3 protein-coding genes are annotated in these 3339 nt (G+C 32.6%); all 3 read left to right on the top strand.

What is annotated here, in order from left to right; translation table 11 throughout:
• The first annotated feature begins 249 nt into the window (after nt 1-249).
• The 3 genes from F6K22_RS36640 (at nt 250) to F6K22_RS36630 (ending at nt 3315) form a co-directional block, all read left to right on the top strand.
• Nucleotides 250-1194, top strand: coding sequence for a GDP-L-fucose synthase family protein (locus tag F6K22_RS36640; protein ID WP_293109606.1), 945 nt, complete (start codon nt 250-252; stop codon nt 1192-1194).
• Between the two features lie 775 nt (nt 1195-1969).
• On the top strand, nt 1970-2689 hold the full coding sequence (locus F6K22_RS36635; RefSeq protein ID WP_293109605.1) for a DUF7168 domain-containing protein: 720 nt from the start codon (nt 1970-1972) through the stop codon (nt 2687-2689).
• 191 nt (nt 2690-2880) lie between these two features.
• A complete protein-coding gene (locus F6K22_RS36630; protein WP_293109603.1) occupies nt 2881-3315 on the top strand; it encodes an AbrB family transcriptional regulator in 435 nt (144 codons plus the stop codon).
• Nucleotides 3316-3339 lie beyond the last annotated feature (24 nt).

Here is a 3339-nt window from a genome sequence, read left to right as displayed (position 1 = left end):
AGAAAGAAGTAAAATTTGATTGGGAAAATTTTACTTCTTTCTATATAATCATCATCTCAGCAAAACCAAAAATCATGCCACACCCTAAAGCTGGAAAAAATCTTGAGTAGCCATTAAATACTAATAATAGAAAATCACAGATTTTATTCCCTACTCTACGGGAGTACCGTTTTTTATCTGGCTAATTTGAATCCACAACAACCCTGAACTAAAGTCTTAGTTAGTATCAATCTTACTTGGAGGTTTTTAATGAGTAAATTAGAGTTGGAAAACAAAAGAATTTTAGTAACAGGTGGATCTGGTTTTCTTGGACGTCAAGTTGTAGATCAACTTAATAAAGCAGGAGCCAATCCTAATAAGATTACTATACCGCGATCGCGTGATTATGACCTTCGGACTCTGGAAGCTTGCCAAAAAGCTGTGCAAGAACAGGATATTATAATTCACCTTGCTGCTCATGTAGGGGGTATTGGTCTGAATAAGGAAAAACCTGGTGAGTTATTTTACGATAATTTGATGATGGGAGTGCAATTAATTGATTGTGCTTATAAAGCAAATGTAGAAAAATTTGTTTGTGTTGGTTCAATATGTGCTTATCCTAAGTTTACTCCGGTTCCTTTTAAAGAAGAAGACCTTTGGAATGGTTATCCAGAAGAAACTAATGCTCCTTATGGTATTGCCAAGAAAGCTCTTTTAGTTCAACTGGATGCTTATCGTCAACAGTATGGTTTTAATGGTGTTTATCTGTTACCTGTTAACTTGTACGGACCTGAAGATAATTTCGATCCGAAGAGTTCTCATGTAATTCCTGCTTTAATTCGGAAAGTACATGAAGCTCAAGTTAGAGGGGATAAAAAATTGCCTGTTTGGGGTGATGGTAGTCCGAGTCGTGAATTTTTATACTCTACAGATGCTGCTAGAGGAATTGTCATGGCAACTCAATTTTACAATGAATCCGATCCTATTAATTTAGGAACTAATCATGAAGTAAAGATTCGTGATTTAGTAGAGTTAATTTGTGATTTAATGGATTTTCAGGGAGAATTAGTTTGGGAAACTGATAAACCTAATGGTCAACCTAGGCGATGTTTGGATACAGAAAAAGCTAAGGAAAAATTTGGCTTTGTTGCTGAGGTGGATTTTAAGCAAGGGTTGAAGAATACAATTGATTGGTATAGAGAAAACGCCGATTAAGTTTAAAGGTAGAGGTTTGATTATAATCGATTGATATAGTAAAAAGTTGGAAGTAATTTCCCTTCCAGCTTTTCTCTATATAAAAGCTTTGATAGTTGAAAATTACTACAAGGTAAATTATCAATAAATATTGATAAAATCAAAATTATATATCACTAATTTAAAGCCAGTTTTGCTGAGTGCAGCTAGACTGAAGTTCTGTACTATTTTAAAGTGAAACAAGCCAGAAGTTGTTTTCAAACATCTTTGAGAAAACTTGATAGTTTTGCAAGTATGACACAAGCTAATTCCATCAGTTTTTCTGGCTTGAGAATATTTTAACTATACCTGAATTCTGAAAAATAACTCTATAAATTATCTCTGGTTATTAAAGTTATATTTAATTTTAATTTCAAAAAAAATATACAATAGTGAATTTACTTATTTTTATCAAAAAAATATATACCAATCCTCGATCATTGATAAGAATCAGTTAATCTTGTCAAGACTAAATCCATCCATATCTTTCTATATGATAATTATAGGATATAGGAGTCCTATTGTAGTTGTGCAAAAAATATTCTGAATCAAGGGAAAATGGAACAGGAATAATAGTACAGACTTTTGATCTATTGCATGGATTTTTGACAACTTATTGAGGATTGCTATAGTAGAAAGTATACTTAAAAAAAAATATTTTCAAACAAGTGCTAAGACCTATTAATTAGTGTCTTAAGTAGGTATAGTTACAAGAGAAAAAAATTTAGGATAAGATGCTGTATCTAAGGTCAGATAAATGGTCGATAGGAATCTCCTGGAAAAAATTAGTAAACTCTTAGCTCTTGCTAATTCACCTAATGAACATGAAGCTGCATCAGCAGCAGAAAAAGCAGCAGAATTATTAGCTCAACATAATTTATCTGTAGCAGACTTAGGACAAGACAAAGATGAAGATATTACTAAGGGTATTGTTGATAAAACAGGTCGTTATGTAACCTGGAAAATGTGGATTTTAGCAGGAATTGCTAATGCTAATGGATGTCAAGCAATGCGTTCTACTTACACTGGTGAAATGAGATTAGTAGGAACAGAAACTAATATCACAGTTTCTCACTCACTTTACAAATATTTAACGGCTGTAGTTGATAAATTAGTTAAACAACATAGAGGAAAAGGAAGAGCTTTTATTAATGCCTTTAGGGTGGGGTGTGCAACTAGATTAAGACAGAGATTAGAGCAGCGACGAAAAAATATGGAGGCAAAAGGTATAGTTGCTAATGCTGATTATAATTCAAAATCTGCTATAGTTGTACGCTCAATGTTTGAAAAACATACTTTGGCTATTCAAGCATATTTAAAACAAGAAGGTGTAAAATGTAAAACTCAGAAATCAACTGGAGTTAATAGCGATCTAGGTTTTTCCTTTGGATATATTGCTGGAGAAAAAATTAGTTTAAATTATTTGAATCAAAATTTACACAAAGATAAATTCATCAAACATTTAACTATTAAGTAAAGGTGTAATAATTAGCACATAAGCTATTAATCATTAGCTTTTTTGACGTCTTAACTCCCTCACTATGAAGGGTAATTGCTCTCAAGACATTTAGATTAAAAAATATCTTAAAAGAAAAGATTAAAGAGGCTTGATATTAGAAGGTGTAAGTGTTAAAGTTTATGAATGAAGATTTTAAATAGATGGAGAAGATGGCTAAAACAACAACAGAAAAATCAAATGCTTCAGAACTATTAGATACTCCACTGACAGGTAAAGCATTGTTGAAAAAAGTTAAAGAACTTCCAAACAAGTCAAAGAAAGATACTGCTATTGCTTGCGGATATTATACAACTACAAAAGATCAGCAGAAACGAGTAAATCTTGCTAAGTTCTACGATGCAGTTCTACAGGCCAAGGGAGTACAATTAGATGAGAAGAATCCTAAAGATGGAAGAGGACGTGCTCCTACTTATCGTGCTTGTGTTCATAAAAATGGACAGTTAGTAATAGGAGCTAATTATACAGAGGAAATGGGACTTAAACCAGGAGATGAATTTTCCATTCAGTTAGGAAATAAACATATTCATCTGAGGCAGATTAACACTGAAGTTGAAATAGAAGATGAAAATAATGAGGAAGAGTAGATCGATGGGGTAGGAGATAGCTCA

Origin of the sequence: Okeania sp. SIO2F4 (assembly GCF_010672385.1) — a bacterium.
In the GTDB taxonomy this organism is placed as follows: Bacteria; Cyanobacteriota; Cyanobacteriia; order Cyanobacteriales; family Microcoleaceae; genus Trichodesmium.
Note: the sequence above shows the minus strand (reverse complement) of the source record. Positions and strands in the feature narration are given on the sequence as shown.